The 25,684-nt window shown below is 72.7% G+C and carries 22 protein-coding genes and 1 pseudogene; 5 read left to right on the forward strand and 18 right to left on the reverse strand.

The window, feature by feature from the left end; genetic code table 11:
* The first annotated feature begins 574 nt into the window (after positions 1 to 574).
* Entirely contained in the window at positions 575 to 1,294 is a 720-nt protein-coding gene (locus tag G567_RS0121380; protein ID WP_028931579.1) for a FadR/GntR family transcriptional regulator, read from the forward strand.
* Positions 1,295 to 1,307: 13 nt separating this feature from the next.
* Here the strand turns inward: G567_RS0121380 and G567_RS0121385 are convergent, their stop codons facing one another.
* From G567_RS0121385 to infC, 8 genes are all read right to left on the reverse strand, one after another.
* Positions 1,308 to 1,943, reverse strand: coding sequence for a winged helix DNA-binding protein (locus G567_RS0121385; protein ID WP_028931580.1), 636 nt, complete (start codon positions 1,941 to 1,943; stop codon positions 1,308 to 1,310).
* A 106-nt stretch (positions 1,944 to 2,049) separates the two neighbouring features.
* Positions 2,050 to 3,105, reverse strand: coding sequence for an MBL fold metallo-hydrolase (locus tag G567_RS0121390; RefSeq protein ID WP_028931581.1), 1,056 nt, complete (start codon positions 3,103 to 3,105; stop codon positions 2,050 to 2,052).
* Positions 3,106 to 3,190: 85 nt separating this feature from the next.
* Positions 3,191 to 5,695 carry a phenylalanine--tRNA ligase subunit beta gene (gene pheT / locus G567_RS0121395; protein ID WP_028931582.1) on the reverse strand — a complete coding sequence of 835 codons (2,505 nt, stop codon included), beginning with the start codon at positions 5,693 to 5,695 and terminating at the stop codon, positions 3,191 to 3,193.
* A gap of 25 nt (positions 5,696 to 5,720) precedes the next feature.
* The gene (gene pheS, locus G567_RS0121400; RefSeq protein ID WP_028931583.1) at positions 5,721 to 6,776 is read right to left on the reverse strand and encodes a phenylalanine--tRNA ligase subunit alpha; all 1,056 of its coding nucleotides are present in this window, start codon (positions 6,774 to 6,776) and stop codon (positions 5,721 to 5,723) included.
* A 4-nt stretch (positions 6,777 to 6,780) separates the two neighbouring features.
* Complete coding sequence (locus G567_RS0121405; RefSeq protein ID WP_028931584.1) at positions 6,781 to 7,632, reverse strand: TrmH family RNA methyltransferase; 852 nt, start codon at positions 7,630 to 7,632, stop codon at positions 6,781 to 6,783.
* 14 nt (positions 7,633 to 7,646) lie between these two features.
* Positions 7,647 to 8,033 carry a 50S ribosomal protein L20 gene (gene rplT / locus G567_RS0121410; protein WP_028931585.1) on the reverse strand — a complete coding sequence of 129 codons (387 nt, stop codon included), beginning with the start codon at positions 8,031 to 8,033 and terminating at the stop codon, positions 7,647 to 7,649.
* Between the two features lie 73 nt (positions 8,034 to 8,106).
* Positions 8,107 to 8,301 carry a 50S ribosomal protein L35 gene (gene rpmI, locus G567_RS0121415; RefSeq protein WP_028931586.1) on the reverse strand — a complete coding sequence of 65 codons (195 nt, stop codon included), beginning with the start codon at positions 8,299 to 8,301 and terminating at the stop codon, positions 8,107 to 8,109.
* 47 nt (positions 8,302 to 8,348) lie between these two features.
* A complete protein-coding gene (gene infC / locus G567_RS0121420) occupies positions 8,349 to 8,957 on the reverse strand; it encodes a translation initiation factor IF-3 (RefSeq protein WP_084796331.1) in 609 nt (202 codons plus the stop codon).
* Between the two features lie 274 nt (positions 8,958 to 9,231).
* Between infC and G567_RS0121425 the strand changes: the two genes are divergently transcribed.
* Positions 9,232 to 10,188 (forward strand): anti-sigma factor RsbA family regulatory protein, encoded by a 957-nt coding sequence (locus tag G567_RS0121425; protein ID WP_028931588.1) that lies wholly within the window; start codon positions 9,232 to 9,234, stop codon positions 10,186 to 10,188.
* A 30-nt stretch (positions 10,189 to 10,218) separates the two neighbouring features.
* Here the strand turns inward: G567_RS0121425 and G567_RS0121430 are convergent, their stop codons facing one another.
* The gene (locus G567_RS0121430) at positions 10,219 to 13,173 is read right to left on the reverse strand and encodes an AfsR/SARP family transcriptional regulator (RefSeq protein ID WP_161631735.1); all 2,955 of its coding nucleotides are present in this window, start codon (positions 13,171 to 13,173) and stop codon (positions 10,219 to 10,221) included.
* A 63-nt stretch (positions 13,174 to 13,236) separates the two neighbouring features.
* Positions 13,237 to 13,839: a GNAT family N-acetyltransferase gene (locus tag G567_RS0121435; RefSeq protein WP_028931590.1), complete on the reverse strand. Its 603-nt coding sequence runs from the start codon at positions 13,837 to 13,839 to the stop codon at positions 13,237 to 13,239.
* Between the two features lie 181 nt (positions 13,840 to 14,020).
* Here G567_RS0121435 and G567_RS0121440 point away from each other — a divergent pair, with 181 nt between their 5' ends.
* Positions 14,021 to 15,133, forward strand: coding sequence for a class I SAM-dependent methyltransferase (locus tag G567_RS0121440; protein WP_051233383.1), 1,113 nt, complete (start codon positions 14,021 to 14,023; stop codon positions 15,131 to 15,133).
* 112 nt (positions 15,134 to 15,245) lie between these two features.
* Here the strand turns inward: G567_RS0121440 and uvrA are convergent, their stop codons facing one another.
* The 8 genes from uvrA to G567_RS30420 all read right to left on the reverse strand — a co-directional run bounded on the left by uvrA (position 15,246) and on the right by G567_RS30420 (position 23,984).
* Positions 15,246 to 18,275, reverse strand: coding sequence for an excinuclease ABC subunit UvrA (gene uvrA, locus G567_RS0121445; RefSeq protein ID WP_373865932.1), 3,030 nt, complete (start codon positions 18,273 to 18,275; stop codon positions 15,246 to 15,248).
* An 87-nt stretch (positions 18,276 to 18,362) separates the two neighbouring features.
* On the reverse strand, positions 18,363 to 18,989 hold the full coding sequence (locus G567_RS0121450) for an AAA family ATPase (protein ID WP_028931593.1): 627 nt from the start codon (positions 18,987 to 18,989) through the stop codon (positions 18,363 to 18,365).
* 13 nt (positions 18,990 to 19,002) lie between these two features.
* The gene (locus tag G567_RS0121455) at positions 19,003 to 19,314 is read right to left on the reverse strand and encodes a TFIIB-type zinc ribbon-containing protein (RefSeq protein ID WP_261763887.1); all 312 of its coding nucleotides are present in this window, start codon (positions 19,312 to 19,314) and stop codon (positions 19,003 to 19,005) included.
* Between the two features lie 68 nt (positions 19,315 to 19,382).
* A complete protein-coding gene (locus tag G567_RS0121460; RefSeq protein WP_028931595.1) occupies positions 19,383 to 20,084 on the reverse strand; it encodes an ABC transporter ATP-binding protein in 702 nt (233 codons plus the stop codon).
* The gene (locus tag G567_RS30410) at positions 20,065 to 20,868 is read right to left on the reverse strand and encodes an ABC transporter ATP-binding protein (protein ID WP_084796334.1); all 804 of its coding nucleotides are present in this window, start codon (positions 20,866 to 20,868) and stop codon (positions 20,065 to 20,067) included. The genes G567_RS0121460 and G567_RS30410 overlap by 20 nt, the downstream gene beginning before the upstream one ends.
* The gene (locus tag G567_RS33515) at positions 20,865 to 21,872 is read right to left on the reverse strand and encodes a branched-chain amino acid ABC transporter permease (RefSeq protein ID WP_084796335.1); all 1,008 of its coding nucleotides are present in this window, start codon (positions 21,870 to 21,872) and stop codon (positions 20,865 to 20,867) included. Before G567_RS33515 ends, G567_RS30410 begins: the two co-directional genes overlap by 4 nt.
* On the reverse strand, positions 21,869 to 22,765 hold the full coding sequence (locus G567_RS33520; protein ID WP_028931596.1) for a branched-chain amino acid ABC transporter permease: 897 nt from the start codon (positions 22,763 to 22,765) through the stop codon (positions 21,869 to 21,871). Before G567_RS33520 ends, G567_RS33515 begins: the two co-directional genes overlap by 4 nt.
* A 1-nt stretch (position 22,766) precedes the next feature.
* Positions 22,767 to 23,984 (reverse strand): ABC transporter substrate-binding protein, encoded by a 1,218-nt coding sequence (locus tag G567_RS30420; RefSeq protein WP_051233384.1) that lies wholly within the window; start codon positions 23,982 to 23,984, stop codon positions 22,767 to 22,769.
* A 147-nt stretch (positions 23,985 to 24,131) separates the two neighbouring features.
* Here G567_RS30420 and G567_RS0121485 point away from each other — a divergent pair, with 147 nt between their 5' ends.
* Entirely contained in the window at positions 24,132 to 24,806 is a 675-nt protein-coding gene (locus G567_RS0121485; protein WP_028931597.1) for an MBL fold metallo-hydrolase, read from the forward strand.
* 675 nt (positions 24,807 to 25,481) lie between these two features.
* Positions 25,482 to 25,684: pseudogene (locus G567_RS0121495) on the forward strand (IS5/IS1182 family transposase); the annotation flags it as partial.

A 25,684-nucleotide genomic window follows, 5' to 3' on the forward strand; every position in this document is an offset into this window, starting at 1 on the left:
AGTCAATATAATTTCCATCGATATTCGATGAATTATCGATGTACTGCTCAGCACCGCGTGGGCGCGGTCGGACGCGGCCGACGGCTGCGCACCGGGCGCAGCGGCGGCGCAGGACCGGGGTCGTGCCCGGCCAGAGGGGCGACGGCGGCAGGAGATCGACGATCTCGAGAATCCATCGTCCTGTAACGCGGATGCGTATGCCGGCAAAGTACTGAAGAGTTCGGCAAACACTGAACGGCGACGACGGGACGCCCGCCGTGGCGGCGCGGGGCCGGGACACGGCGAGTCGCCGCGGCCGGGCGGGGCACGACGAGGCGCGCCGGGGATCAGGGCACGCTCGACCTCCCCGTCGTCGAGGATGAAGCACCGGCGGCGAGCCCGACGCCGGTCCTGAACCACCGCAGGATGGAGACTAGTCGATTATTCATGAACAATACAAGGTCAATGTTGTGATGTGTAGTCGTATCGGCCGGTCTGGATGTTCAAACTGCGATATCTTGGTGCTAGGAACGGAGGTCCGCTTGCCCCGTGTGGGGGCTCCTCCGGCAGTCCGGTCGACGAAGGGTTCCCACAGGTGGCAGCGAACAGCTCACGGGCGCAGCAGGTGGCCGACGAGATCGAGGACGAGCTGCTGACCTCCGGCGCTCCCGCCGGCGCCCGCATCGGGCTGCGCACCGAGCTCATCCGCCGCTTCGAGGTCAGCCCGTCGGTGATGAACGAGGCGCTGCGGATCCTGCGCGACCGCGACCTGGTCACCGTCAAACCCGGTGCCCACGGCGGGGTGTTCGTCGCCAACCCCGCCGCGCAGGTTCGCCTCGGCAACCTCGACCTCTGGTTCCGGCAGCTGAGGCTCGACCCGAAGCACCTGTTCGAGGCGCGGGTCTACCTCGAGGACCTCTTCGCCACGGTCGCCCTCACCCGGGCGACCCCGGAGGACATCCGCGCGATGCAGTGGGCGCTCGAGGAGATGCGCGCGGTCTCCGGCGACCCGCGCAGCTTCCTGGAGGCGACCATGCGCTTCCACCTGGCGATCGCCCGCGCGTCGCGGATCGAGGTGCTGATCGGGTTCTACGAGTCGATCATCACCGTTCTCGGGGCCACGCTGGTGCGGGCGTCCTACGCCTCGGACCAGCACGAGGAGATGATGCGGCACAACCTCGAGGTCCACGCCAACATGGCCGCGGCGATCCGTGACCAGGACGCGGTCGCCCTGGACAAGATCCTCGTCCTGCACCACAGGGACCTGATCTGGGCGTCCGATCCGTCGAGATCGCCGCACGTCGACGACGAGTAGGATCGACCGGGTTTCAGCGCTTGCGGGAGCGGCTCGCCTTGGCCCGCGGGGCGGCGACGCCATCCGCAGGCTCCGGCGGGCCGGCCTCACCGGCGAACAATGCCGTCGGGTTGATCGTGGCCGTGCCGCGCGCCGCACCGTCATAGATGCCCGTCATCATCTTCATGAAACGGGTGCCCATCGCGAGCTTGGTGTCGATGTCGACCAGCTCGCGAGTCGCCGACATGAGCAGGCTCTGGCGTAGCTCGGCGTAGCGGTCGGTCACCTCACGGCCCTTCTCGGTGACCTCGAAGACCGTCGTCGACCCGAGCCTGCCCTTCTCGATCAGGCTGGCGCCGGCGAGCTTGCGCAGGTTGTACTGGACGTTGGCGACGTCGTCGCGGTTGACCAGCTTCGCGATCGTCGCGGTGTCCTTGGGGCGTTCCTGCATGCGGATGACGTGCAGCACGATGATCTCGTTGAAGCTGAGATCCGTTCCGTGCACGAGCCGGGACGCCTGGACACACCAGCGCCGGAAGGCCTCCTCGACCTGCAGCAGCGTGAACTCGAACGCGGTCAGGGCCTCCTCGTGCGGGGTCTGCGCCATATGCCAGCGACGCGTCGGATCCAGCTCCGACGTCTCGTCCGAGGAGTTCTCAGCCACCGTCATCCACCAACCGTGTCATCGTTCGGATCTCGCGGGGCCGCCGCCCGGCACCGGCGGCCGCGTCGCGCCCCGCGATCATGCCAGCCGCCGCGACGGCGTCGCCGCGAGGTTACGCCGCGCTCAGCCGATAGGTGGTACCGCTGCTGCCCTGGACCCACGCCTCGGGCAGCGCCGCGGCCAGCGCGTGCTGCGCGCGCCAGCCGGTGCAGTGCCCCGGCACGACCAGTTCGGGGGCCATGGCCGTGAGTGCCTCGATGGTTGGCGGGATGACCGGCTCGAAGGCCGGTCCGCCCAGATGCAGCCCGCCGAGCAGCGCGAGCAGCCGGCCGACCCCGGTGAGCCGCTGAGCGTGCCGGACGATGTTCACCGCACCGGCGTGGCCGCATCCGGTGAGCACCAGCAGGCCGCGGTCGCGGACGTGCACGACCAGGGCCTGGTCGTCGATCACCAGTGGGTCATGCTCCCATCCCGATCCGGTCCACGCCTGGTGTGCGGGTGGCATGCCGCGCTCGAACTCCGTGGTCCGGTCGATCTCGCCGGTGATCAGAACGCAGCCGTCGACCAGCAGCGAGGGATGGCGCCGTTCGATGACCTCGAACCCCTCACCGTTCAGGGCCCGCTTGCTCAGTGTCGGCAACTCGAACATGTCCTGGCCGGGGACGGCGAGCCGCCGCCGCGTCCAGACCAGCGGGTGCACGACCATCGGCAGGGTCCGGGCGCCGCGACGACCGGCCAGCCCGGCGAGGCCACCGACGTGGTCGAAATGCCCGTGGCTGAGCACGACGCCGTGGATCCCGCTCAGATCCACCCCGAGCCGGTCGGCGTTCGTGATCATCGCGTCCGGCGACAGCCCGGTGTCGAACAGCAGCGTCGTCGTGGTGTCGCCGCGACGCACGCTGACGAGCGCGGCGAACCCGTGCTCGGCGACGAGCCCGGTCGCCGTCTTCCCGCCCTCGAACTGGGGAGCGGCGGCGTGGCCGGTATCGAACCCGGCGCGCCGGGTGCGCTCGTCACCGGGCAGCAGCGCGTCGTAGACGTTGTCGACGAGGGTCGTGACCATCACCTCGTCGACCGGCTCGAGCGCGATCGGGTCGACGGCGGGGCCGGGCGCGGGGCGCGGCGTCGCCGCAACGACATCGGCCGGGCCGGGAGCAGCGTCGCACATGGCGCCACGGTAGCCGTATTCCCTGATCAGCAAGGCCCGTGAGTGCGTAACAGTGTTAGAACACTGTTACGCACTCACGGGCGCGTCAGCGCAGGACGGCACCGAAGCGTTCGGCGGCCACGGCGACGGCGGCGTCGCGGGCGGCGTTGGCCTCTTCGTTGGTCAGCGTCCGCTCATCGGCGCGCAGCCGCAACGAGAACGCCAGCGACCGGCGCCCCGCCTCGACCTGCTCGCCGGTGTAGACGTCGAACAGCCGGACCTGCTCGAGCAGCTCGCCGCCGCCGTCGATCAGCGCCTCGGCCACCTCGGCGGCCGGCACGTCCTCGGCCAGCACCAGCGCGACGTCGACCGAGATCGGCGGGTACGGCGACACCCGCGGCACCGGGCGCGCCTCGGTCAGCGGGATCGCGTCGAGATCCAGCTCCATGGCGACCGTGCGCGGCGGCAACCCGAGCGCATCGACGACCTTGGGATGCAGCTCCCCGGCGTGGCCGACGACCCAGTCGCCGACCCGCAGCGCCGCGCACCGCCCCGGATGGAACGGCGCCGGCTCGGCCTTGGTCACCCGCAGCTCGACCCCGCACGCCGTCCCGACCAGCCGCCCGGCCTCCACCGCATCCGCCCAGCCCGCCGGGCGCCCCGGCCCCCACCAGCCGCGCGGCTCGCGATCTCCGGCCAGCACCACGCCGACATGCACCGGCTGGGCCGGCAGCGCGGCCTCGATCTGCGCCATCTCCGCGTCGCTCGGCCGCTGCGCCACGCCGACCTCGGGCATCGCGACCGGCTCCGCATGCGGCAGCACGACCTGCCCGATGTGATAGAGCGCGACGTCCTCCAGGCCCCGCGCCCGGTTGCGCACCAGCGCGTCGAGCAGCCCCGGCAGCAGCGTGGTGGCGAGCCGGTTGCGATCGGCGTCGATCGGGTTGAGCACCCCCACGGTGCGCCTGCGCGCGTCGTCGGCGGCGAGCCCGAAACCGTCCCACACCTCGTCACCAACGAACGGGAACGGCAGCACCTCGACGTGCCCGGCCTCGGCCAGCGCCCGCGACACCGCCCGCCGCCGCCGCTGCGCCGCGGTCAGCCCGCGGCCCGCGGGAGCCGCGGGCAGGACCGACGGGATCGCGTCGTAGCCCTCGAGCCGCAGCACCTCCTCGACCAGGTCGGCGGGCGCGGCGAGGTCCGGCCGCCACGACGGCGGGGTGGTGACGACGAGCCCCTTGCCGTCGTCCCCGGTCTCCAGCTCCACCGTGGCGCCGATCTGCCGGAGCCTGCGCACCGTCACGCCGCGTTCGTAGCGGACGCCCGCGATGCGGTCGGGCAGGTCGAGCGGCATCCGGACCGGCCGCGGCTCCGGCGCGGTGCCGACATCGGTCCGGCCGGGCTCGATCATGCCGCCGCCGTACTCGACGAGCAGCGCGGCCGCGCGTTCGGCCGCGATCGGCGGCAGCTGCGGGTCGACGGAACGCTCGAACCGCTTCGACGCCTCGCTGGGCAGCCGGTGGCGGCGCGCGGCGCGCGCGATGGTCGCCGGGTCGAAGTGCGCGGCCTCGATGAGCACGTCGGCCGTGCTGCCGGGTTCGTGCGTCTCGGGAATCTCCGTCGAGGCCCCACCCATCACGCCGGCCAGCGCAATCGGACCCGAGTCGTCGGTGATGAGCAGGTCGTCGGGATCGAGGACGCGTTCGACGTCGTCGAGCGTGCGCAGCTTCTCCCCCGCCGCCGCCCGCCGCACGGCGATCTCACCGGTGAGCCGGGTGGCGTCGAAGGCATGCAGCGGCTGGCCGAGCTCGAGCATCACATAGTTGGTCACGTCGACGGTCAGCGAGATCGGCCGCATCCCCGCCGCGAGCAGCCTGCGCTGCATCCACCACGGGGTCGGTGCCGCCGGGTCCACCCCGGACACCCGCCGGGCGACGTAGCGCAGACAGCCCGCCGCGTCGTCGATGCGCACCGGCCAGGACGGACGGTCTGCGTGCGGCACCTCGACCCGGGCGGCCGGGTCGGCGAAATCCGGGGCGTCGACGTCGAACGAGGCGGCGAGCTCGCGGGCCAGGCCGCGGATGGCGAAGCAGTATCCCCGGTCCGGAGTGACCGCGAGCTCGATCACCGCGTCGTCGAGGCCGAGCAGCGCCTGCGCGTCGGCACCGGGCTCTGCGGTCCCCGGCGGCAGCACGAGGATGCCCGCGTGCTCGCTGCCGATGCCCAGCTCCCGCGCCGAGGCGATCATGCCGTCGGAGATGCGGCCGTAGGTCTTGCGCGCCGAGATCGCGAAGCCGCCGGGCAGCACCGATCCCGGGAGCGCGACGACGACGAGGTCGCCCGCGACGAAGTTGCGGGCCCCGCAGACGATGCCGCGCACGCCACCGTCCGTGGCGCCGACCTCGACCTGGCAGAACCGGATCGGCTTCTTGAACTCGGTGAGCTCCTCGATCTCCTGGACTCGGCCGACGACCAACGGACCGGTCAGCTCCGGGGCGCGGTGGACGTCCTCGACCTCGAGGCCGACCCGGACGAACGCCTCGGCGATCTCGTCCGGGTCGGTCGAGGGCAGGTCGAGGTGGTCAGCCACCCAGGACACGGGAACGCGCACGCCAACTCCTCTTCTGCGCAGGTGGTCAGACGCCGAAGGCGCGGCTGAACCGGACGTCGCCCTCGACCATGTCCCGCATGTCGGGCAGGCCGTTTCGGAACTGCAGGGTGCGTTCGAGGCCCATGCCGAACGCGAAGCCCGAATAGACGCCGGGGTCGACGCCGCAGGCGCGCAGCACGTTCGGGTCGACCATGCCGCAGCCGCCCCACTCGACCCAGCCCGCGCCGCCCTTGCGCTCCGGGAACCACACGTCCACTTCGGCGGACGGCTCGGTGAACGGGAAGAACGACGGGCGCAGCCGGGTCCGCGACGCGGCGCCGAACATCGCGCGGGCGAACGCGTCGAGGGTCCCCTTCAGATGCGCCATCGTGATGCCCTTGTCGACGGCGAGGCCCTCCACCTGATGGAACACCGGGGTGTGGGTGGCGTCGAGTTCGTCGGTGCGAAACGTCCGCCCCGGGCACACGACATACACCGGAGGCTCGCGGTCCAGTAGTGCCCGCACCTGCACCGGCGAGGTGTGGGTGCGCAGCACCATCCCTGAGTCCGGTGAGTCCCCTCCGGCCGTTCCGGCGAGGTAGAACGTGTCCTGCATGGTGCGGGCCGGGTGGTCCTTGCCGAAGTTCAGCGCGTCGAAGTTCAGCCAGGACGCCTCGACCTCCGGACCCTCGGCCACCTCGTAGCCCATCGCGACGAACACGTCGGCGATCCGGTCGGCGATCTGGCTGATGGGATGGCGGGCGCCCCGCGGGTGCCGGCCCCAGGGCAGTGTGACGTCGACGGACTCCTCGGCCAGCACCCGCGCGTCGCGCTCGGCGACGAGCGCGACGCGGCGCCCGTCGAAGGCATCCTGAGCCCGCGTCCGGGCGGCGTTGACCCGGCGGCCCGCATCGGCGCGCTCGTCGCGCGACAGCGAGCCGAGCTGACGGCGGGCGAGCTGCAGCGGGGCCTTGTCGCCGAGGTGGGCGGGCTTGACCGCGGCCAGTGCGGCCAGGTCGGCGGCGTCGGCGAAGGCCTTCTCCGCCGCGACGACGGCGCGTTCCAGCGCCGACGGATCCAGCAGGTCGACTGTCTCGGTCATCGCCTTAGCGGGCCTTCACCTTCGGATGGATCGGACTGGTGGAGATCGTAGAGCGCTGCGCCGCGGCGCTCGCGTACAGGCAGATCGCCGCGGCGGCGGCGAGGTTCAGGCTTTCGGCCCGGCCGTAGATCGGGACCCGGACGCGACGGTCGGCCTGCTCGGCCACCCTCGCCGGCAGGCCGTGCGCCTCGCCACCGAATATCCACGCCGCGGGCCGGGCGAGCGCGTCGGCGGCGGCGGGCTCGTGCAGGTCGAGCTCGCCGTGGGCGTCGGCGGCCAGCAGCATCAGCCCGGCGTCCCGGCACGCGGACAGCACCGCGGGCGCGTCCCGGTCCCGTGCGATCGGCAGGTGGAACACGCTGCCGGTGGAGGCCCGCACCGCCTTCGGGTTGTGCGGGTCGACGGTGTCCCCCGCGAAGAGCACGGCTTCGGCGCCCGCGGCGTCGGCCGCCCGCGTCACGGTGCCCGCGTTTCCCGGGTCGGCGATGCCGGCGAGCACCGCCACCAGCGCCGGCGCCCGGCCCAGCGCGGCGGCGAGAGGAACGTCGAGCAGGTCGCACACCGCGACGAGACCCTGCGGGGTCACGGTGTCCGAGAGACTCGCGGCCGCGCCGTCGGTGATCTCGCTGATCCGCGCGCCCGCGGTGGCGGCCAGGTCGACGAGATCGGGGTTGCGGGCCGCGGCGGCCGGGGTGACGAACAGCTCGCGTACGGGCCTGCCCGACACGAGCGCCTCGCGGACGGCCTGGGCCCCCTCGACGAGGAAACGACCGGCTCGCTCACGACCCGCGCGCCGCAGCAGCTTTCGAGCTGTCACGACGCGCGGCGTTCGTTCCGATACGGGCACAGTGAGCATTCGGCCGGAGCCGGTCAGGCAGCGTTCCCGTTCTGCGACGCCTGGGTGGGCACGTTGGCCTTGGCCAGTTCGGCGAGCGCGGCGAACGCGGCGGGGTCGGAGACCGCGAGCTCGGCGAGGTTCTTGCGGTCGACCTCCACACCCGCGGCCTTGAGGCCCTGGATGAAGCGGTTGTAGGTGATGCCGTTGCCACGGGCGGCGGCGTTGATGCGAGTGATCCACAGCTGCCGGAAGTCGCCCTTGCGCGCGCGGCGGTCACGGTAGGCGTAGTTCAGCGAGTGGAGCACCTGCTCCTTCGCCTTGCGGTACAGCCGGGACCGCTGGCCGCGGTAGCCGCTCGCCAGCTCGAGGGTGGTCCGGCGCTTCTTGTGGGTGTTGACCGCGCGCTTCACGCGTGCCATGGCAGTGATCCTGTCTCTCGTGCGGCCACGTCGGATCGGTCACCGACCGGCCGGGGTCAGCGGGTGGGAGGGCTCAGCGTCCGAGCAACTTCTTCACGCGCTTGACGTCCGCCTTCGCCACCGGGACGGTGCCGGACAGGTCGCGCTTCTCCTTGCTGGACTTCACCTCGAGGCGGTGGCGCAGACCGGCCTGTTGGCGGCGGAGCTTGCCGGTGCCGGTGATCCGGACCCGCTTCGCGGTCCCGCTGTGGGTTTTGTTCTTGGGCATGACTGATCCGTTCGTGTCGTGCGATACGTTCCGGGCTGGGACCCGGCTCAGGCCTCCCGCTCCCGCGCGGGGGCCGCGGCACGGGGTTTGGCCGCCTTCTTGTTCGGAGCGAGCACCATCGTCATGTTGCGGCCGTCCTGCTTCGGTGCGGCCTCGACCGTACCCAGCTCGGCCACATCGTCGGCGAGGCGCTGCAGCAACCGGAACCCGAGTTCGGGCCGGGACTGCTCGCGGCCGCGGAACATGATCGTGACCTTGACCTTGTTACCACCCTCGAGGAAGCGCACGACATTGCGCTTCTTCGTCTCGTAGTCGTGGGTGTCGATCTTCGGCCGGAGCTTCTGCTCTTTGATCACGGTGAGCTGCTGGTTCCGGCGGGACTCGCGGGCCTTCTGCGCGCTCTCGTACTTGAACTTGCCGTAGTCCATGAGTTTGCAGACGGGCGGGCGAGCCGCAGCGGCGACCTCGACGAGGTCGAGCTCGGCTTCCTGCGCCAGCCGCAGTGCGTCCTCGATACGCACGATGCCGACCTGCTCGCCGTTCGGGCCGACAAGTCGGACCTCGGGAACGCGGATGCGGTCGTTGATGCGCGTCTCAGTGCTGATGGGGTCTCCTCGTATAGACGTCTGTCTTCGGCGACGACAAGCGAGACCCATTGATACGGCGCCGAGGCATCGCCTCGACGTCGGACCGGACCCGGCCACCGCTGGTGGCTGCGGGTGGGAGCGGGGCTCCACTTGATCGCCCTGGCGTAGGGACAACGCACGACAGGGTGGTCGCATTCCGCAGGGTACACGATCGCCGGTCGTCTCCGCGCGGGCCGTGACACCCGTACGGGCAGCTGGTGGCCCCAGCGTCCGCTCACCCAGCCCGGAAGCCGCAGCTGCACTAGCCTCACCCGGTGGACGGAATCCGAGCAGGACGGCGGCGATGAGCGGAATGGTGGCCGAACGGGCCGACGGCCCGTTCGCCCATCCGTCCCTGTTCGCGCATTCGGCCCTGTTCTACCGGGGCGACGCGGACTATCTCGGCGGGACCGTCCCGTTCATCCTCGACGGGCTTGCGGCCGGCGAGCCGGTCACGGTGGCCGTGCCCCGGTGGAACCTGAGGCTGCTGCGGGCCGAGCTCGGCTCCGCGGCCGAACAGGTGCGGCTGCTCGACATGACCGAGGTGGGACGCAACCCCGGGCGGATCCTGGTCGGGGTGCTGCACGCGGCGGCCGATCGCCACCCGGGCCGGCACGTGCGCATCATCGGCGAGCCGGTGTGGCCCGGCCGGACCGAGCTGGAACGCCCCGCCTGCGCCCGGCACGAGGCGCTGATCAATCTGTCGTTCCGGGGCCGCCGGGCCACCATCCTGTGCCCCTACGACGCGGCCAACCTCCCCTCGGCGCACCTGGCGGACGCCGCGCAGACCCATCCCGTGCTGATCGAGGAGGGCCAACGGCGCGACAGTCACCGCTACGCCCCCGCCCGCACCATCGCCCGGACGAACAGACCACTGCCCGAACCCGCCGCCGCGCAGGAGTTCACGTTCGACCTGCCGCGGTTGCACCTCGCGCGCCGCTTCGCCGCGGACGCGGCCCGGCGCGCCGGGCTGACCGTGGCCCGCACCGACGACTTCACCCTGGCGATCGGCGAGCTGACCGCCAACAGCATCCGGCACGGAGGTGGGAGCGGGAGGTTGCGGGTGTGGATCGAGCACGGGCTGCTCGTCGGCGAGGTCCGGGACGCGGGCCGGCTGGCGGACCCCCTCGCGGGCCGGCGACCGGCAACCCCCCGGCAGCTCAGCGGGCGAGGGCTGCTCATGGTCCACCACCTGGCCGACCTCGTCCGGACGCACACCGGCCCGGACGGCACGACGACGCGGGCATACCTGCGGCTCTGAGCCGCCCGGTCAGCTCGCCGCGGCGGATGGTCACGGAGGAACTGGCGGTGTAGCTGGCGAGTGCCGCCGCGACCTGCTCCTTGCCGTTGTCGACCAGCCCGTCGATGACCTGATCGGGGCCGTGAGCCGCCGCGCGTACGTCACCGCCCCCGCGTCGCCGAGCGCGGCGCCCTCGGCCACCGCCTCGGTGAACGCCGGGCCGAGCGCGGCGCGCGCCGCGCGTTCCGCGGAGCGCACCCGCGCGAAGTCCGCCCCGTACGCCTGCGGGGCCAGCGGGCTCGCCCGGCTCGCGCCCAGGAGCACCGCGACGTCGCGGTGTCGACCCAGCCGGGACAGCGCCTCCACCAGCGCGCGCATCGCGATCCACAGCTGGGCCCACGCGCCGTGCGCGTGCCAGTGGTCGATCAGCGGACCGAACGCGGTGAGCGCGGCGACCGGATCGTCCCCGGCGCGGGCGGCGGTCGTGAGCAGGGTGTGCCGCGCAAGCCCAGCGACGAAGTCCGAACCGGCCTCCTCGGCGAGGGCGACCGCCTCCTTCAGGTACCGCACCGCCCGGGCGTCCCCCGTCGCAGCTCGTCGCTCGCCCCGCGCGTACGCCAGCCAGGCCCGCACCGTCGGGGCCTCGCTGTGGCCCGCGAGGTCGGCGAGCGCGGACTCGTGCTCGGCGGCGGCGTCGTCGCCGGCGTACGCGGACTCGAGCACCGGATCGACCGCCGCCATCACCAGCGTCTCGCGGTCGCCGGCCCGCGCCGCGAGCTCGCAGGCCCGCCGCGCGTGCCGGAGCCCCGCGGCGAGGTCGCCGCGGAAGCTGCAGACCTCGCTCAGCGCCCAGTGGGCGTCGCGGGCGGCGGTCGGGTTGCCAGCCGCCCCCGCGACGGCGACCGCCCGCCCCGCCACGGCCTCGGCGTCGGCCATGTCGCCGCGCCGCCACCGCGCCGTGGCGAGCTGCCCGAGCAGCCGCGCCACCAGCGGGTGGGCGGTCACGGGCGGCGCCGGTCCCAGCGCGCCCACCTCGTCGAGCGTCCGCTCCACCACCAGCATCAGGTCGGCCCGGGCGCGCAGGTAGCCGAGCCGGCCGAACGGCACGGTGAGCCGGAGCAGGTCATCCACCGGGCCGGACTCGCAGAGCCAGGCGTGCGCGCGGCGCAGGTCGGCGAGGTGCGCATCGAACCGGCCGACGGCGGCGGGCTCGTCCCGGCCCTGACGGTCGGCCATCACCTCCTCGACCAGCCGCAGCGCCCAGGCGGCGTGCCGGGCCCGCAGCTCGGTCCCGGCCGGATCGGCGGCCAGCCGGGACCGGCCGAACGCGCGCAACGTCTCCAGCATCCCGAACCGGGCGGGCTCCCCGGGCACCCGGACCACCAGCGAGCGGTCCACCAGGTCGGGCAGGGCATCGGTCGGGCCGCAGACGGCCGCGATCGCAGCGTGCTCCACCGGCCCAACGAACACCGCGAGGCGGTCGAACAGCAGCCGCTGCACGTCGTCGAGCAGGCCATAGGACCACGCGACGACGTCGCGCAGCGAGCGATGTCGCGCCGACGCGGTCCGCTGCCCGCCGCGGAGCACCTCGAACGGACGGTCCATGGCCTCCATCAGCCCCGCCAGCCCGAGGGCCGGGGCGCGCGCGGCGGCCAGCTCCAGCGCGAGCGGAAGGCCGTCGAGGCGCCGGCACAGCGCGGTGACCAGCTCCGTCGGCCCGTCGACGCCCGCTCCGGCGGCGCGCATCCGGTCGATCAGCAGCTCCGCCGCCGCGGGCGGATCCAGCGGCTGGACCGGCACCACGAACTCGGCGTCGACCCGCAGCGGCTCGCGGCTCGTCGCGAGCACGTCCACCCCGTCGGTGCCGGTGACCACCGCTTCGACGAGTGCCGCCACCTCGTCGGCGACGTGCTCGCAGTTGTCCAGCACGAGCAGCTGCGCGCGCACGGCGAGCATCCGCACCGCGCGGTCGACGACCGCGGAACCCGCGCCGCCGTCGTCGGCGAGGCGGAGCGCCGCGGCGAGGGCGGGCGCCACATCGCTCGGGCCGCCGTCCCCGAGCGCCACGACCACGACGCCGTCCGCGTACCGGCCCGCCACCTCCGCGGCGACGTGGGTTGCGAGCCGCGTCTTGCCCACCCCGCCCGCGCCGCAGAGCGTGACGATCCGGCGGTCGCCGAGCAGCGCGGCGACGCGTGCGACGTCGTCGTCGCGGCCGATGAACGCGCTCGCCGGCACCCGCACCGGCCGTCCGGCCTGCGGCGCCGCGTCCCTGGCCACCGGCTCGAGCTCCTGGCGGAGCACCTGCTGCTCCAGCGACCGCAGCTCGGGTGCCGGGTCCAGACCCAAGTCCTCGGCCAGCCGACTGCGCAGCCGGGTGAGGCACGCCAGCGCGTCGCTCTGTCGGCCCGCCGCGACCAGTACGCGCGCCAGCAGCGCCACGGCCGACTCGCGCAGGGGCTCGGCGCGGACGAGCGCCTCGCCCGCGGCGACGGCCTCCCCGGCGCGCCCGGTCGACAGCAACGCCGCCACGTGCTGCTCGGCCGCCGCCGACCGCAGCTCGGCGAGCCGCGCGACCTCCGGCTCGACCGACGGGTGGTCCAGCTCGGGGTAGGGCCGACCGCGCCAGAGTCGCAGCGCCGCCTCGAGCAGCCGCAGCCGCTCGGTCGCGTCGCCCGCCGCCGCGGCGGCCGCAAGATGATCGGCGAACGCCGTCGCGTCGATGTCGGCGCGCGCCGCCGTGAGCCGGTAGCCCTCGGGTGTGGTGGCGATCCCGACCTGCGGCGGCAGCAGCCGGCGCAGCCGGGCCACGACGGTCTGCACGCCCCCGACAGGGTGGGCGGGCGGCTCGTCCCACACGAGCTCGGCGAGCACACCGGTGCTCACCGCGGTATCGGCGTGGGCGGCGAGGGCGGCCAACAGCCGTCGTTGCCGCGCGGACCCGGCCCGGATCGGCCCGTCGGGGCCGTGCAGCTCCAGCGGCCCGAGGACACCGATCGCCGTCACCACGCCATCGTGACAGCGGGTCACCGCCCTCGGTAGCCGGAACGCCGGCCGTGGCCGCCGGGGTTAACGGCCGGTCGCGGCCTCCCGCCACATGGGCCACAACGAGGGCCCGTCGGGCAGGGCTATCTCCCCGACGACGACGAACCCGTGCCGCTCGTACAGGGCGCGGTTGCGCTCGCTGGTCGCCTCGAGGTACGCGGGTTCCCCGGCCTCGTCGCAGCGGCGCGTCGCGGCGCGCAGCAGGCTCGATCCGATGCCGTGGCCCTGGCGGTCGGGCCGGACACCGAGCAGGTTCAGATAGTGCGCCGGGTCGGCCGGGTGCCGCTCACCGAGCAGCTCCAGAACGATGAACACGCGCCCCGCATCGGGTCCGGCGATCGCGCCGATGTCCGCCGCGAGCTCCTCCTCGTCGGGGAAGGCCTCGACGCCGGGCGGGGCCCAGAGCGCGGCGCCCCCGGCCGGGCTGACGTGGCTCGCCCCCAGCGGCTGGTAGGCCCGGGCGAACAGCGCGAAGCTCGGTGGGAGCGCCCGCGCACGGCGGGTCGGGTCGGGAAACATCCACCGGAACACGGGGTCGTCGAAGAACGCCGCGCTGAGGACGTCGGCGATCGTGGCGACGTCGGCCGGGTCCGCCGGGCGGACGGGCATGGTCGTCGTGGTGGTCATGCTGCCTCCAGTCGTCCCCGTGCCGCCGGACGGCGGTCGGGCGACGACGACCCTCGCCCGTCCCGCGGTCGGCGCGCTGGCGGCCCGCTGTCAGCACCGGCGGGCCCGTGACAGCGCGACGACGGCGAGCCGACAGCGGGCCTCCCTAGCGTCGGCACCCGTCCACCCCGGAGGAGGAGCCATGCCCACCCCGATCCCCACGACGACCACCACCACCGACAGCGGCGCCGCGACCGCCCCGAGTGCGGACGAGTTCGCCGAGCGGCTGTTCGGCGCCATTCTCGGGGCCCAGTTCGTCCAGGCCGCCTACCTCGGCGACCGGCTCGGCTACTACCGGGCGCTGGCCGGCGACGGGGCGCTGACCTCGACCGAGCTCGCCACGCGCACCGGCACCGCCGAGCGGTACGCCCGCGAGTGGCTGGAGCACCAGGCGGTCTGCGGCGTGCTCGCCGTCGACGACGTCACGGCCGAGCCGGCGGCCCGGCGGTTCACCCTGCCCGCCGGGCCCGCCGAGGTCCTCACCGACGTCGTGAGCCCGGCCCACGTGCTGCCGATCGCGCGCATCGTGGCGGGTCTGGGCCTGCACCTCGACGCGCTGGTCGCCGCGTACCGCGGCGGCGGCGGGGTCGGCTGGGGCGAGTTCGGGGCGGACGCCCGCGAGGGGCAGGCGGCTGCGAACCGTCCGCTGTTCCTCGGGGCGATGCCGCGCGAGTACCTGCCGTCGGTGCCGGACGTCGCCGCCGCGCTGCGCGACGGCGGCCGGGTAGCCGACATCGGGTGCGGGCGCGGCTGGTCGGCGATCGGGATCGCGCTGGCCCATCCCGGGGTGACCGTCGACGGCTACGACGTGGACGCGCCGTCGGTCGCGGCGGCCCGGGCGAACGCCGTCGAGGCCGGGGTCGCCGACCGCGTGCGCTTCCACCTCGCCGACGCCGCCACCGCCACCGGCCGCTACGACCTGGTCGCGGCGTTCGAGTGCGTCCACGACATGCCCGATCCGGTGTCGGTGCTCGCGACCATGCACCGCCTCGCCGCGCCGGACGGCGTCGTGCTGGTGATGGACGAGAACGTGGCCGAGACGTTCACCGCGCCCGGCAACGAGGTCGAGCAGGTGATGTACGGCTACAGCATCACCTGCTGCCTCCCGGACGGGCTCTCGCACGAGGGGTCGGTCGGCACGGGGACTGTGATGCGCCCGGAGACCCTGCGCCGGTACGCAGTCGACGCCGGGTTCGGCGGGATCGAGGTACTGCCCATCGAGGACGAGTTCTTCCGGTTCTACCGGCTCCGCTGACCGGGTCTCCCCCGCCGGCGGCCCGCCGGCCACCGCACAGGCGTTCCGGTGTCGGCACACGCGTCCGGACGGATGTGCGGGCGCGAGAACGCTTGTGCGGCGGGCGAGCGCATCACCCCGCGGCCTTACTCCTGGGGGCGGGCCGTGCCGGTGCCGCGGTGGGGGTGACGAGGCGCTCCAGGAACCGGCCGGTGTAGCTGGTGGGGTGCGCCGCGACCTGCTCCGGCGTGCCCTCGACGACGACCGTGCCACCGCCCGAGCCGCCCTCCGGACCCATGTCGATGACCCAGTCGGACGTCTTGATCACATCGAGGTTGTGCTCGATGACGACCACCGTGTTGCCCTTGTCGACCAACCCGTTGATCACCACGAGCAGTTTGCGGATGTCCTCGAAGTGCAGGCCGGTGGTCGGCTCGTCGAGAACGTAGATCGTCCGCCCGTTCGACCGCTTCTGCAGCTCGCTGGCCAGCTTGACCCGCTGCGCCTCGCCGCCGGAGAGCGTCGGCGCCGGCTGGCCGAGCCGCACATAGCCGAGCCCCACGTCGACGAGCGTGCGCAGGTACCGGCTGATCGAGTTGATCGGCCCGAAGAACTCCGCCGCCTCCTCGATGGGCATGTCCAGGACGTCGGCCACCGTTTTGCCCTTGTAGTGCACCTCGAGGGTCTCCCGGTTGTACCGGGCGCCCCGGCACACCTCGCACGGAACGTAGACGTCGGGCAGGAAGTTCATCTCGATCTTGATCGTGCCGTCGCCGGAGCACGCCTCGCAGCGCCCGCCCTTGACGTTGAACGAGAACCGGCCCGGCTGGTAACCGCGCACCTTCGCCTCGGTGGTCGCCGCGAAGAGCTTCCGGACGTGGTCCCACACCCCGGTGTAGGTGGCCGGGTTGGAACGCGGCGTGCGACCGATCGGGGACTGGTCCACCCTGACCAGCTTGTCCAGGTTGTCGACCCCGTTGATCCGGGTGTGCCTGCCGGGCACCTGCCGCGCGCCGTTGAGCCGGTTCGCCAGCACGGTGGCGAGAATGTCGTTGATCAGCGTGGACTTGCCCGACCCCGACACGCCGGTCACCGAGACCAGCACGCCGAGCGGAATGTCGACGTCGATGCCGCGCAGGTTGTGCTCGCGCGCCCCGACCACCGAGAGCCGGCGCTTCGGGTCGACCGGCCGGCGCTGAGCGGGCACCGGAATCGAGCGCCGCCCGGACAAGTAGGCCCCGGTGAGCGACGTATCGTGCGATTCGAGCCCGGCGACCGGGCCGCTGTGCACGATCCGCCCGCCGTGCTCCCCCGCCCCGGGGCCGATGTCGACCGCCCAGTCGGCGGAGCGGATGGTGTCCTCGTCGTGCTCGACGACGATCAGCGTATTGCCGAGGTCCCGCAACCGGGTCAGGGTGTCGACCAGCCGCCGGTTGTCGCGCTGGTGCAGCCCGATCGAGGGCTCATCGAGCACATAGAGCACCCCGACCAGGCCGGATCCGATCTGGGTCGCAAGCCGGATCCGCTGCGCCTCGCCGCCGGAGAGCGTGCCCGCAGCGCGGTCGAGCGAGAGATAGTCGAGCCCGACGTCGAGCAGGAAGCCCAGCCGGGCCTGCACCTCCTTGAGCACCCGCCCGGCGATCATCGCCTGCCGCGGGTTGAGCACCATGCCGTCGAGGAACGTCGAACATTCGGCCACCGACATCGCCGCCACCTCGGCGATCGAGCGCGCGCCGTGTTCGCGGTGCTCCAGGGTCACCGCCAGCACCTCGGGCCGCAGGCGGGCACCCTTGCAGGCGGGGCACGGCACGTCGCGCATATAGCCCTCGTAGCGCTCGCGCTGCGACTCCGACTCGGTCTGGTCGAGCCGCCGTTCGAGGAACGGGATGACGCCCTCGAAGTTGGCGTAGTACGCGCGCTCGCGCCCGTACCGGTTGCGGTAGCGGACGTGGACCTGGTCGTCCGTCCCGTGCAGCACCGCCTTCTGGGCCACTGCGCCGAGCTTGCGCCACGGGGTGTCCATCCGGAACCCGATCGCCCCGGCCAGCCCGGACAGCAGTCTGCCGAAGTACTCCGAGGTCAGGCCGGTCGACCACGGGGCGATGGCGCCCTCGGCCAGGCTCAGCTCGGGGTCGGGGACGACCAGCTCCGGATCGACCTCCTTCTTGATACCGATGCCGTGGCATTCCGGGCACGCTCCGTAGGGCGAGTTGAACGAGAAGGTGCGTGGCTCGAGCTCGTCGAGGCTCAGCGGATGGCCGTTGGGACAGGCCATCCGCTCCGAGAAGCGCCGTTCACGGTGCGGGTCGTCGTCGGGGAGATCGACGAAGTCGAGCACGACGAGCCCGTCGGCCAGCCGCAGCGCGGTCTCCACCGAATCGGTGAGCCGCTGCTTGGCGGACTCCTTGACCGCGAGCCGGTCGACCACGACCGCGATGTCGTGCTTCTCCTGCTTGCGCAGCTTCGGCGGGTCGGTGAGCGGGTGCAGCGAGCCGTCGACCAACACCCGCGAGTAGCCCTGCGCCTGCAGGTTGACGAACAGGTCGGCGAACTCGCCCTTGCGGGTGCGCACGACCGGCGCCAGTACCTGGAACCGGCTGCCCGGGGCCATCGCGAGCACCTGGTCGACGATCTGCTGCGGCGTCTGCCTCTCGATCACGTGCCCGCACGCCGGACAGTGCGGGACGCCGGCGCGCGCGTAGAGCAACCGGAGATAGTCGTAGACCTCGGTGATGGTGCCGACGGTCGAGCGCGGGTTGCGGTTCGTGGACTTCTGGTCGATCGAGACCGCCGGCGAGAGCCCCTCGATGAAATCGACGTCGGGCTTGTCCATCTGGCCGAGGAACTGCCGGGCATAGGCCGACAACGACTCGACATACCGCCGCTGACCCTCGGCGAAGATCGTGTCGAACGCCAGGCTGGACTTGCCGGAACCGGACAGCCCGGTGAACACGATCAGGCTGTCGCGCGGCAGGTCGAGATCGACCCCCTGCAGGTTGTGCTCCCGGGCACCACGCACCACAAGGCGTGACGCGCCAGCGGAACGCTCATCGGCTCGGCGGGAAGCGCCAGCGGAACGTCCATCGGCGCTGCGGTCGGCCACGGTGTGCGCCTCCTGGGACTCGGCGGGACGGGATCGGGGCGGCCCGACCCCGGCGTTCATGCTAGGCGCGCCCCCCGACAGGACCCGGTGGGCCGCCGCCGACCAGAATCGCACACACGTTCGACCCGGTGCGACCGGGTGCGCCCGTCACCGCAGCGACAGGCAACCCAGCCAGGTCTCGACCCGCTCGGCAACCTCGGCAGGCGGGAGATCGGTGGTGTCGAGCAGCTCGACCGGCGGTTCCAGCCGCGACGCCGTCGCGGTGAGCCAGGCCGCGTGGTCCAGCATCTCCGCGATGCGCGGCTCGTCCCACCGTCGCCATGCCGGCCGGGCCCACAGCCGGGCGGCGAGCGCGCCGGCTTCGCAGGTGAGCGCGAGGTAGTGGATCCGGGTGAACAGGGCGCGCTCGGGCAGCACCTCCAGCTCGGGGGGTACCACGGTGCCGCACAGCAGCACCGGCCGGCCACTCTGCCCGATCGCCGCGGCGAGCCGCAGCCAGGTGGAGCGAAACAGCCGGTGCTCGTCGGTGGGGTCGTCCAGCCCGGGCTGCCACAGCAGGTCCTGCTCGAGCAGCACGACCCGCCCGGCGAGCCGCGGGACGAGTAACCGGGCCATAGTGGACTTGCCCGTGCCGCTCGGTCCGGTCAGGCAGAACAACGGCAGCCGCGCGAACGGCTCACCGTGCCCGCATCGAGAGCACACCAGCAGTCCCGGCTCGGCGACCCGGACCGCGTCGGCGCGTTCCCCGCAGGCGGCGCAGATCAGCGGGTGCACGGTCCAGGTGTCGTCAGCCGAACAGGTCGCCCAGGAAGCTGTGCCGGCGATGGCCGCCGGGCCCGTACGGGCCTGGCGAGTCCGGATACCGGCCGGACCGGCCGGCGCCGTAGGGCGGGGGCGAGTCGGCATGCCCGCGGTACGGCCGCGGCGAGTCGGGCCGGCCCCGGTACGGCGGCGCTCCGTAGTAGTGCTGCTCGGCCCGCAGCATCTGCTCCAGCTCACCGTGATCCAGGAAGATGCCCCGGCAGCGCTCGCACTGCTCGATGTGCACTCCCTGCCGGTCCACGGTCCGCAGCCGGCCCTGACACTTGGGACAGATCACCACATCAGCATAGGCCGATCCGCGCCGCGCCGACGAGATCCAGTTGACGCCGCGCATGGGCGGACCGTTCAGGCGACGCCGAGCAGGCGCTGCGCGGTACCAGGGTCGCGGCGGAACTCCGCGGTCGGCACCCGGTGCACGATCCGTCCCTTCTCCATCACCGCGATCTCGTCGCTCACGGCGAACGCGAGGTGCAGGTCCTGCTCGACGAGCAGCACCGCCACCCCCGCCGCCCGCATCGTCGTGATCATGCCGGCGACCTGGTCGACGATCGCCGGGGCCAGCCCGTCGGAGGGCTCGTCGAGCAGAACGAGCCGCGGGTTGGTGAGCACGGCCCTGGCCACGGCCAGCATCTGCTGCTCCCCGCCGGAGAGCTGCCCGGCGTACTGGCGGCGCCGCTCGGCCAGCCGGGGCAGCAGGTCGAACACGCCGTCGACGGTCCAGGCGCCGCCGCGCCGGCCGCGGCTCGCGAGCGCGAGGTGCTCGTCGACGGTCAGGCTCGCCCACACCCGCCGCCCCTGCGGCACCAGCGCGACCCCGGCCTTGGCCACGACGTCGGGGCGGCGTCCCGCGAGCTCGGTCCCCTCGACCCGGATCGAGCCCGACGTCACCGGCACCAGCCCCATCAGGGTCATGATCAGAGTGGACTTGCCCACGCCGTTGCGCCCCAGCAGCCCGAGCGTCGCTCCCGCGGCCAACTCGAGGTCCACCCCGTTGAGTACCGTGCTGCGGTCGTAGCCGGAGACGAGCTCACGAACCTGCAGGAACATCGCTTCCTCCGGACGTCTCGGCGGCCGGGCCGAACAACTCCGAGCGCCGGCCCGTGCCCAGGTAGGCCTCCCGGACCGCCTCGCTGGCGCGCACCTCGTCCGGCGTCCCGGACAGCAGCACCTGGCCGAGGTGCAGCACGGTGACGGCGTCGGCGAGGGAGAAGACCAGGTCGAGATCGTGCTCGACGAACAGCACGGTGATCTCCGACGGCAGCCCGGCCAGCAGCTCGACCAGCCGGGAGCTCTCCGCGGGCGACATCCCCGCCGCGGGCTCGTCGAGCAGCAGCAGCCGCGGACGGCACGCGAGGGCCAGCGCGACCTCCAGCTGCTTGCGTTCCCCGTGCGAGAGCGCGGGCACGAGCACCCCACCGCGCCCGCCGAGGCCTACGTCGGCGAGCAGTGCCTCGGCCCGTTCGCGGGTCGCGGGCCGGGTGGAGCGCACCGGCGAGATCCGGGAGGCGTTGTGCCGTTGCACGGCCAGCTCGACGGTCTCGGCCGCGGTCATCGACCCGAACAGGCTGGAGTGCTGCAGCGTCTGGCTCATCCCCATCCGGCAACGCCGCACCTCGGAGAGGCCGGTGACGTCGCGGCCCGCCAGCTCGACCCTGCCCTCGTCCGCCTGCATCGTGCCGGTGACCAGCTTGAACAGGGTGGACTTGCCGGCTCCGTTCGGTCCGATCAGCGCGTGCCGGGCGCCCGGGGCAATCGTCAGGTCCACACCCGCGACGGCGCGCAGCGCACCGAACGAGCGGGTGAGGCCGGCGCATCGTAGAACCGGGGTCATCGGTCCGTCCCGTTCCGTCGCAGCCGTCGCAACCCGGCCACCCCCCGGGGCAGCCCGTAGACGACGACCACGAACACGATGCCGAGCACCAGGGTGCCGTGCCCGCCGAGGCTGGGCCCGAGCGCGTCCCGGATCACGATCACCAGCGCCGCGCCGACGCATGCCCCCCACAGCGACCCGGCGCCCCCGATGATGACGGCGAGCAGGGCGAACGCCGCGGTGGTGAATCCGAGGTCGGCCGGGGTCACCAGGCGCTGCTGAGCGACGAGCAGCGCACCGGCGATCCCGGCGACCCCGCCGGCCAGCACGAACGTCGCGTACTTGTACAGCGCCGTCGGGTAGCCCAGCGCGCGCATCCGCGGCTCGTTGTCCCGGATGCCGCGCAGCGCCGCGCCGAACCGCGACCGGGCCACCATCCACACCAGCCCGAACCCGGCGAGGAAGAACACCAGCACGTACCAGTGCACGAACCCCGCGTTGGTCAGCGGCTGCCCGGCGATGCGGGTGGAGGGGATGCCGGTGAGCCCGTTGGCGCCGCCGGTGACCGACTGCCACGTCTCGGCCACCTGCTGCAGTGTCTCGCCGATGGCGAGGGTGAGCATGAGGAAGAAGACGCCCCGGCTGCGCACGGTGATCCAGCCGGTGAGCGCGGCGGCGAGCGCCCCGACCGCGGCGCCGGCCAGCAACGGAACCGGCATCTCGGCCGTCACGTTCAGCGACACCCATCCCGCGGCGTAGGCCCCGGCGCCGAAGTAGCCCGCGTGGCCGAGCGAGGGCAGCCCGGTGACCCCGACGAGCAGGTCGAGGCTCACCGCGAACAGCGCGAAAACGAGGATCCGGGTCAGGGTCGTGGTGGCGAACGGCGCCAGGAACAGCGGCGCGGTGGCCAGCACGACGACCACGAGCGCGCCGGTCAGTGCGCCCCACCTGCGCGGGCGCCGCGCGGTCGGCGCGGATCCGCCGGACCGGGTCGGGGCGGCGGTCAAGGCGCTGAGCGTTCTCATCGGGCCGGCACCGTCCCGTGCGCGCCACCGAACAGCCCCTGCGGGCGCAGCACCAGCACCAGAGCCAGCGCACCGAACAGGATGAACGACGCCAGATCGGGCAGCAGGGCCCGCCCGAGGGTGTCGACCTGGCCGATGATCAACGCGCCGACGAGGGCGCCGCGTGCCGAGCCGAGCCCGCCGATCACCACCACGACGAGCGCGAGGATCAGCACCGCGGCGTCCAGGCCGGGCCGCGCGCCGTAGACCGGGCCGCCGAGCACGCCCGCCGTCGTCGCCAGCAGCGAGCCGACCGCGAACACCGCGGCCTTGACCAGCCGGTTGTCCACCCCGAGGGTGGCCACCATCTCCCGGTCCGCGACGGTGGCGCGGATCAGCGCGCCGACACGGGTCCGGTCCACCACCAGGTACACGACGAGCGCGAGCACTGCCCCGACCCCGATCAGGGCGAGCCGGTAGGCCGGATAGGTGATGCCGAGGATGCCGATCGACCCGTTCAGCCCCGGCGGGGCGGCGATCGTCAGCGGGTCGTCCCCGAACACGATGGTCAGCAGCTCGGCCACCACCAGCGCCACCCCGAGCGTGAGCAGCGCCTGGTCGAGGTGCGAGCGTTTGCGCAGGGGCTCGGTCATCAGCGAGAGCGCCCCGCCCGCCGCCAGCCCGGCGACCGCGGCGACGGCCAGTGCCGCGAGGAAGGCACCCCAGCTCGGGCGGGCGCCGACGAACGCCGTGCCCAGGTAGGCCCCGCCGAGGAACAGCGCGCCGTGCGCGAGGTTGAGCACGTCCATCATCCCGAACACGAGCGACAGCCCGATCGCCAGGATGAACAGCAGGAACCCGATCGCGAACCCGTTCAGGACGCTGACCAGGCCGGCCTCGAGTACGGCGGACATGTCAGACGGGTTGACTCTGCTGGCCGAGGTCCTCGACGACGGCGTTGACGAGCGTGCCGTCGACCTTCTCGACCTTGCGCAGGTAGATGGACTGCCGCGGGCTCTGGCCGTCGAAGGACCACGGGCCGCGCGGGCTGTCGTCGATCGTCCCGACCCCCTCGAGCGCGGCTGCGACCGCGTCCCCGTCCAGCCCGGACGCGGTGCGCAGCGCCCTGTTGAGCACGTTCCCGGCGTCATAGGTCTGGACCGCGAAACAGCTCGGTGCCTCGCCGTGCTTGGCCTGGTAGGCCTGTACGAAGTCCTTGTTGACCGGGGTGTCGAGCTGGTCGCTGTAGTGCAGGGTCGTCTGCACCCCCAGGGCCGCGTCGCCCTGCTGCGGCAGCACATTGCCCTCGGTGAGGAAGCCGGATCCGTACAGCGGGATGCTCGAGGCCAACCCGAACTGGGTGTACTGTCGAACGAACGTGATCGCCTCCGACCCGGAGTAGAAACAGAACGTCGCCTTGGCGCCGGAGGCCTGGATGCCGGACAGGAAGGGCTGGAAGTCCGAGGTCTTGCCGAACGGGGTCTTGGCCTGCCCGATGACCTTGCCGCCACCGGTCTCGAACGCCTTGGTGAACCCGGTGATCACCTCGGTGCCCGCCGCGTAGTCGGGCGCGATCGCGTACACGGCGTCGGAGAATCCGGACCGCGCGAGGTGCGTGCCCATGGCCGCCGAGATCTGGGCGTTGGTGAACGACGTGCGCCAGATGTGCGGGGTGCGCGCCTTCCCGGTGATGTCGGCGGCGCCCGCGTTCGCAACGATGAGCAGCTTCTTGGACTCGGCGAGCAGGTTGGCCACGCCCAGCGCGGTGGCCGAGTTGACGATCCCGACGACGACGTCGACCCCGTCGCTCTGCAGCACCTTCTGCACGGCCGGCACCCCGGTCTGCGGGGTCTCGCCCTCGTCGGCGATCACGGTCTGCACGGAGTAGTCCCCGAGCTTCTGGTTGTGCTGCTCCAGCCACAGCTCCCAGCCGCGCTGCATGTCGGTGCCCAGCGCGGCATACACCCCTGACTGCGGGACGACCAGGCCGATCTTCACCGTGCCGCCCCCGGCGCCGCCACCGCCGCCTCCGCCGCCCACGCTGCTTCCGCAGGCCGAAAGGACCGGCAGCGTCGCCGCGGCCCCGAAGAGGCCCAGAAGTCGCCGACGGGTGATCAACTGGTGTTCCGCCATCTCGCCGCTCCTCGTCGAACAGGCCGGTCGGATCGTGAGTGCGACAGATAGTTGTCGAGGGGAGATCCAAATGTCAACAATTCGGGTGATCCGGACGCGCCCTTGCAACCCGACTGTGACTCGCCGTGGCTGGCCTACGCTGTCGGCGTGGACGTCCTGGATGAGTACACCGGTCACACCGACCCCGGCGGCGCCGCGATCCGCCGCGATCTGGACGCGCTGACGATCACCAAGGTGTCCGTCGGCCCGATGGACAATAACGCCTATCTGCTGGTGTGCAAGGCGACCAACGAGGCGCTGCTCGTGGACGCGGCGAACGAGCCCGACCGGATCGCCGACCTGGTCGGCTCCGGCGACGACCGCCCCGAGCTGCGGCACATCGTGACCACCCACCGTCACTTCGACCACTGGCAGGCGCTCGGCGCGGTGGCGGGAATGTTCCAGACCCGCCAGATCGCGCACCCGATCGACGCACCCGAGCTGCCGATCCCGACCGACGTGCTGGTCGAGCACGGCGACACGGTGCGCTTCGGCGAGATCGAGCTCGAGGTCATCCACCTGCGCGGGCATACGCCCGGCTCGATCGCGCTGCTCTACCGCGGCGGCGACCGCCCGCACCTGTTCACCGGCGACTCGCTGTTCCCCGGCGGGGTCGGCAAGACCCCGGGCCCGGAGGAGTTCACCCAGCTCATCGACGACGTCGAGCGGCGCATCTTCGACCGGCTGGGCGACGAGACCTGGTTCTACCCGGGCCACGGCGACGACTCGACCCTCGGCGAGCAGCGCGGGTCGCTGCCGGAGTGGCGCGACCGCGGCTGGTGAGCCGAGCCTGCCCGCCCCGGGGCCGCCTGCACTCGTAGGCGGCCCCGGGGCCTGTCGCGGGCAGCACGACGTGGCCCGTTCAGGAGACACACCCGCGACGCCTCGGTGAGGAAGCTCAGCGCGTTGAGCCGGTGGCGCTCGAAATCCGCGGCTACCGCTGCGGAAGCTCGATCGGAGGCAGGGCGAGGTAAGGGTCGTCCTCGGCACCGAACCAGATGATGAGCGTCGTACCCTCGACGCGGGCGCAGGGACCCGGCATCGAACCAGTCGGTGCAGGCCAGGGCGTCCGCAGCTCTTCGGCGAGGACGTCCTGGATCGCGCTGATCGCAGAGCGGGCAGCCGTCTCGACCTGCCGATCGTCAGGTCTGTCATCCCTGCTGCCCAGGATACCGGGCGCGGACGACCCGCCGACGACCGAACCACCCCGAATCACCCTGATCTGCTCCCCACTCGCCCGAATGCTGATCCCCTCGGGCGCTACGCCCTGCAGCCGGGAGGCGATGGCTTCGGCGAGCTCACGGGACGATACAACCGTTGGGGACACTGAGCCTTTGCCAGTAGCAGTGGTCGGCGGCCGCGACACGCCGAAGATCCGTAGATGACCACGAACGGGTGCGGGACCCGGGTAGAAGAGTCGGTCCGCTCAAAGATCGACTGCCGCACCTGGGGTCCCGCGTGTCTGATCCTGTCACCTACACCGGCACGCTCCCGCTCGGGGAGCACACCGCCGTCCACCTGGCCCAGCTTCTGGCTGGTGCGCGCCGCGACCGCCGCACCCGCACGGGCCGGCGCGCGTTGGGCCCGTGGCGCCAGGCCGTGCTGGTGCTGCGCTGGTTTCTCGACGGCACCCGGGTCGCGCCACTCGCGCTCGACAACCA

This window comes from Pseudonocardia asaccharolytica DSM 44247 = NBRC 16224, from assembly GCF_000423625.1.
Classification (GTDB): Bacteria; Actinomycetota; Actinomycetes; order Mycobacteriales; family Pseudonocardiaceae; genus Pseudonocardia; species Pseudonocardia asaccharolytica.